Source organism: Cytobacillus horneckiae (genome assembly GCF_002835735.1).
In the GTDB taxonomy this organism is placed as follows: domain Bacteria; phylum Bacillota; class Bacilli; order Bacillales; family Cytobacillaceae; genus Cytobacillus; species Cytobacillus horneckiae.
In genome coordinates, this window is the sequence record NZ_PISD01000065.1 from 22,787 (window position 1) to 29,056 (window position 6,270).

Annotated in this window: 5 protein-coding genes; 3 read left to right on the plus strand and 2 right to left on the minus strand. The window is 29.1% G+C overall.

The features are described 5' to 3' along the window. Nucleotides 1-48 precede the first annotated feature (48 nt). On the minus strand, nucleotides 49-975 hold the full coding sequence (gene qoxA / locus CWS20_RS23590) for a cytochrome aa3 quinol oxidase subunit II (RefSeq protein ID WP_066194440.1): 927 nt from the start codon (nucleotides 973-975) through the stop codon (nucleotides 49-51). Nucleotides 976-1,474: 499 nt separating this feature from the next. Between qoxA and CWS20_RS23595 the strand changes: the two genes are divergently transcribed. Continuing rightward, a complete protein-coding gene (locus CWS20_RS23595; protein ID WP_318247549.1) occupies nucleotides 1,475-2,710 on the plus strand; it encodes a HAMP domain-containing sensor histidine kinase in 1,236 nt (411 codons plus the stop codon). After that, complete coding sequence (locus tag CWS20_RS23600; protein WP_321202699.1) at nucleotides 2,679-3,380, plus strand: response regulator transcription factor; 702 nt, start codon at nucleotides 2,679-2,681, stop codon at nucleotides 3,378-3,380. The genes CWS20_RS23595 and CWS20_RS23600 overlap by 32 nt, the downstream gene beginning before the upstream one ends. 556 nt (nucleotides 3,381-3,936) lie before the next feature. Here CWS20_RS23600 and CWS20_RS23605 read toward each other — a convergent pair. Further along, nucleotides 3,937-5,169, minus strand: a complete 1,233-nt coding sequence (locus CWS20_RS23605; RefSeq protein WP_066194448.1) for a murein hydrolase activator EnvC family protein — start codon at nucleotides 5,167-5,169, stop codon at nucleotides 3,937-3,939. 326 nt (nucleotides 5,170-5,495) lie between these two features. On the opposite strand from CWS20_RS23605, the gene CWS20_RS29390 reads away from it, so the two are divergent. Beyond that, entirely contained in the window at nucleotides 5,496-5,846 is a 351-nt protein-coding gene (locus CWS20_RS29390; protein ID WP_066194450.1) for an AbrB/MazE/SpoVT family DNA-binding domain-containing protein, read from the plus strand. Nucleotides 5,847-6,270: the final 424 nt, after the last annotated feature.

The window sequence follows — 6,270 nt, forward strand, 5'->3', positions numbered from 1 at the left end:
CAGTAACTCCTTTCATGTTCAATAAAAGACTCTATTAAAACATACACATTAATGTTTCATGTTTGAATGATCTTCATCGTTCGATAAGTCATCTTTTATTATTTTTTGGTTTTTAATTTCTTCTTGATTATCCTTTAAGGGTTCTTTGGAATGATGATTTTCCGGTGGAGGAGAAAACTCCAAGTGTGTACCTTTATAAGTTGATTGACCTAAGTGCCCGGGTTGTAATAACTCATCAAACTTCTCCTCAGTTAATGTTTCTGCTGTTGATTTTATATCTCTTATCCATTTATCAAACTCTTTTGGTGACATTGCAGTAACATTGAATGTCTGTTGTGCAAACCCTTCTCCAGTAAAGTTTGCGTTCCTCCCAGAATACTCACCTGGAACATCTGCAGCAAGGTTTAATGTATTTACCATGTCGGCCATTGCATATTTTTGTCCTCCTAGTTGAGGAATCCAAAAACTTGAAATAGGACCAAACGAATATAGTTTAAACTCTATTGGCCTGTTTGTAGGTATAAAAAGATAGTTAACGGTTTCTATATCTTGTTCAGGATAACTGAAGTGCCACTTCCAGTTTGAAGAGGATGCATAAATAACTAATGGCTCTTCTTCGTAACCCTCTGGCACGGATTCTACTTTGTAAGTTGAAATAACAGTTACTACTGATAAGAAAGCTACAATTAATATTGGTATTGCTGTCCATATGATTTCAAGCTTAACACTACCCTCTATATATGGTGGTACATAATCTTTACTTTGCCTAGATGCAAGATATTTTCTAACAATATAGAAATACATAGCAAAAACTACAATAACAACAATTGCCATGGTCCATATTGAAATCATAATAACGTTTGCTGTTGTACGGCCTTGAGGTCCTTTTGGATCCAAAACTAATAAAGGCTCACACCCCGTCAAAACCATAACAACAATAAACATTCCGATTAAAAAGGACGTTTTTAATTTCATTTTTGATCTCCTTTCATAGATATCGCCATATTACAAATGTATATGTGTTCATTTAACCATATGAGCATGTATTATATATGCAAAACTTATACTATATACAGTAAATCCTCCTTCGCTTTAGGTATATTTCGGGTATATTATCTCATAAATTTACTAGCGCTATGGTGACAACTAGTCAACGTTTTTATGATGTTATTATGGCGTATTAGTTTGAAATTTCTTAATGTGATAATTCAGATGAATACATCTATACTTTGAAATATAGATGTATTTGAAATTTAAATGAATATGTGTTCATATATATTTAAGAATGTATTTATAAAATTTGACCAAAAAGTTAGGTGATATTATGAGGAAATTATCCATACAACTTGGTTGTATCTTCTTTATTATTATTGTGGGATTGGAAGTTATTATGTTTCTTTTTCTGCATACAACTATTGTGCACTCGAAAATTAATGAAGAAGAGCTTACTTTACAGGCTAAAGGAGACTCTTTAGTGTCGATATTAGAAAAACACTTTGATAGTGAAACTATTGCGCATATTATGCTTATGGAGTCTGAAACTGAAACAGATGTTATTATAACAGATACAAATAATAATATTATTGCCTCTTCTAATTCTTTATTAAATAAATATGTTGACTCTCAAATAAGTGAAAGAACTACAAATGAAGATTTTCTTGTAGGTAATTGGAAAGATGATGACTTCATATTTACAGTGAATGCTATAGGAAATAACGGTAAAGAAGTGGGCCTTGTATACACGTTCCAAAACACAGACAAAATCCATATATTGGTAAAAAAACTTAATGAAAATTTCTTTTTTGTAGGAGTGTTTACTTTAATCTTAACTTTTATCGTTATTACTTTCTTATCATACGCACTTGCAAAACCCCTTGTGAAAATGAAGGAAGCAACATCTAAAATTATTGAAGGAGACTTTTCAATTTCCCTTCCAAATATTAAAAATGAAGAGTTGGGGGATTTATCAAAATCAATCACTCGTTTAGCAAAAGACCTAAATTACTTGCAGTTGGAAAGGAAAGGTTTTTTAGATAGTATTTCTCATGAATTAAAAACACCGCTAACTTTAATAAAAGGTTATGCTGATATAATTTATAATAGGGAACTTTCTGATGAAGAAAAAGATAAATATATAGTTATAATAAGAAAAGAGGCCCACAGACTATCCATATTAATTAAGGATTTATTTACTTTAGCTAAGATGGATAAAAATGCATTTAAAATAGAGAAAAAAGAAATTAGATTAGATCATCTATTTTACAGTATAGAAGAAAAGTTCATGTGGGAACTCAACGATAAAAATATGGAGTTAATAACTAATTGCCCAAGGAACCTAAGCATTATCGCGGATCCTTTTAGACTAGAACAAATTCTTTATAATCTAATTGATAATTCATTAAAGTATTCTTTCGGTACTAAAATTTATCTTTCTGCCCAATTAAAGAATGGATATATTTATATAACAACTTCAGATAATGGAGTTGGAATACCTAAAGAGGATATTCCATATATATTTAATCGTTTTTATAGAGTTGATAAATCTAGAAAAAGAAGTTCGGGTGGGGCAGGACTAGGATTGTCTATAGTAAAAGAAATCGTATTTGCACATGGTGGAGAGATTTCTTTTACTAGTAAAAATGGAAAAGGAACCCAATTCGAAATAATATTTCAGGGAGATGAGCAAATTGAAAACGATTTTAATAATTGATGATGAGCCTATGATACTTGACTTAATTTCATTATTTTTAGAGCCAATGGGTTTTAATTGTATAAAGAAAGAATCAGCTATTGACGGAATTATATACTTACAAACAAATACGAATAAGGTAGATTTGATTTTGCTTGATATAATGATGCCTGAAATGGATGGGTTAACTGCTTGTAGGGATATAAAGTCCTTTTGGGATATACCAATTATAATGATAACTGCTAAAGATGAACAACCAGATATTGTTAAGGGTCTTAGGATAGGAGCAGATGATTATATATCCAAGCCATTTAACGAGGAAGAGCTAGTTGCGAGAATTGAGGCAGTTTTAAGAAGGTTCCATCCTAAAGAGGATATTATTATTTTTAATGGTTTAATTTTAAAGTTAAATTCATTTGAACTAACTTATCTTGAGAAGGAAGTATTACTGACGCCAAAGGAATCAGCTTTACTAGCCTTGTTTTTAAATAATCCAAAAAAGGTTTTATCAAGAAATCAATTAAAGCGATCAATCAGTAGTTATGGAAATGATATAGAAATAGAAGATAGGACGATTGATTCCTATATAAAAAATTTAAGGGGGAAATTAAAAAGCATTAATTTCCCACAAGAAAACCATTTAAAAACTGTATGGAGAATGGGATATAAATGGACTAAAGAAAATAATTAAAAATTATGATAGGTTTTAAGTTACAGGTATCTTTTGAGTCATAACCCTAAATAAGTACATTATGTTGAGGGGCTAATTCTTTTAATACAAGGGGCAGCTATTATCTTAAGTAATCAATTGATCGTAGTATACTGCGACTAATTATTTAAGTATATATTTTTTAGTTTATACGATTTATTTTCGATATCGGTCATAAAATTAATTAATGTATTATAATTAGGGTTCTACGTTTGAAATTCCTTTTTATATATAAAATCTAAAGATTGAAAATGCGATAAGTAAGCTGCACTTATATTAAAATTACACTTATGTTAAATGGATGATTGTGGGAATTTTCATATCCTACGTAGCTTCTTATAGGAGTCTCCGTTTAATAAAAATCAATTACTCTAAATTTATACATATAAGGATAGCAGCTGTTATTCACATAAAAAACACCTCTAAGTGATCATTAGATTAACAATAACCAAGATACACAAAAAGGTGTTTTATTTAATTTGTTATGAATTTTAGAATCAACATCACTGTCAGCAGTTTCAGCTAAATGCATGTTTATTTATAGAGAAATAAAACCCTTAGGGTTAATCGCATTTGTCTTGCTTGAATTCCAATTACCTTTGTGTAATTCAAAATGTAAATGTTGACCAAATGATTGGCCAGTATTTCCTTGGAAACCAATTTTTTGTCCTTTCTTAGTAATCTCTCCTTCATTGACTATTCTATTTTTCATGTGTGCGTAAACAGTAGTATAATTATTTCCATCAATAGTATGAGATATAAAAACTACATTTCCATAACTTGATGAATAATAAGAGCGTATAACTACACCATCCGCAGCTGCATAAACTGGAACTTCTCCAGCCTTAGCAATATCAACACCATAATGAGTTTCGCCACTCCTGTTTCCAAAATCCGAAGTCAAATTTCCAGTAGTTGGATTCGTAAAATCTTTAGATTTTTGTTCTTTAGGAACATTTGATTCAATTTGACCTTGAAAATTATTCCGTATGTCATCTTTAACTTTAAGTTCTATGTTTTTCTCTATTGCTTTTTCCTGAGAAGCTAATAATTGTTTTTCTTCTTGTAACTCCATTTTATATGTTACTACACTCTCCTCTTCTATATTTAAGGATTTTAATACTTTATTTTTTTGTTTTTTTTGTTTTTCTAACTGATCTGAAAGAAGCTCAAGACCATTAATAGACTCCTTTAGGTTAGCATGTTTACTTGTAAATTCTTTTTGTTTTTCATCAAATAGATCTAAATCATCTGAATGTTCTTTGAGTATTGATTGATCTGCTTCAATTATCGTTGCTACTGCACCCACACGGGAGATAAGGTCGCTGAACGAATTTGAGCCTAGTAAAACATTAAGGTAGTTATTAGATTCTTGATTTTCTTGGTATGTACGGGCTCTCTCTTTCAATAGTTCATTTCGACTTTCTATTCTTTCTTTCACTTCTTTAATTTCTTTTTTTAGCCTCGAAATGTCATCTTCTATAATACGGATTTCTTCTTCCTTTTTCATGATTTTTTGATCTGCATCATTTATTTCTGTATCTATTTGTTCTATTTCTTGATTTATATTTTTCTTATTTGCCTGTATTTGATTAATCTGTTCTTCTATTTTATCCAGTTCAGAATCATTAGTAGATATTTTCTTTTTAATTAGATTATCTTCCTCGTTTAATTTAGTTTTGTCTTCTGAGGCTTGTATAGGTAAGTGGACGGAATTAGCAACTAATAACACTACTAAAGATGCTACTATTATTTTAAAACCTTTATACATTTTATAATCTCCTTTTTAAGCAATTATTTATAGTGTTAATTCATATTTTATAATAAGGTGTTATTTATATTATCGTAGCATCATATTAAAAAAAATTAACAAAAAAAAATATTTCATTTTCTTTTCAATTAATATTAATAATAAAGACATTAAGCGCGTCAAAGACATATTTTTAATATCCAAAAACTTTGCTACTAATTTCATATTATCTGCACAAAATAATCATAAGTTTTCAGTATAGTAATAAGGAAACTAAAAGTAGAGTTATTAGCTATTCTACATTATTAATAAACTTTTTTATTTGAATAAAGGAGTTAGTTAAAATTATGTATTATCTCAGAAAAATCACAACAAATGGTCAAGTTTCGATACCTAAAGTTTTCATTGATCTCCTTCAAATTAATGATGGAGATTATGTATTTATATATGTAGAAGGAGAAAAACTCATTATCAGAAGGTTTCATCCTGATAGTAGGTTAAACCAATGTATTTTTCGAAACGGGAAATTAACAATCCCCATTGAAATACGGAAACAATTTAACATAACAACTATTACTGTTTTACTTGTGCAATTAGTTATCGAGGATTCAAAAATTGTTATTTCTCCTAATTCTTCAGATGTGTCTTCTAGGTATTTGGAGAATCAGTGTGGTAGATTAACTCAATTAGAATGCTAAAAGTATTTATTATGTTTTAAATTTAAAATACACAATATTATCTAACCCCGCACTGGAGTAGCTGTTTAAGATACTTACATCAAAAAAAGCAGGTCCACTTCTTCTATTGCATGTTCAAATTGAAAGTTAAATAAACATCTAACGACTTAGTATAAATTATTCAAACGATGGAAATATTAAATCGTGTGTCTGCTCCCCCCTTATTTCATAATTCAATTAAAACTATAATTATAGTTTTCTAGTAAGTACTATGTATATAAAGGAATATGTTTTTTTAAATGAGGAAAATGAATTAACTTATATAATTGATATTTCGGAGCTTAAACAAATTGAAATAATAAGTGGAATATGTATAATAAGATATCTATGATTAAAACTGAAAGTATTAAAAATATAGAACAGCAAATTTTAGATATTCAATCTT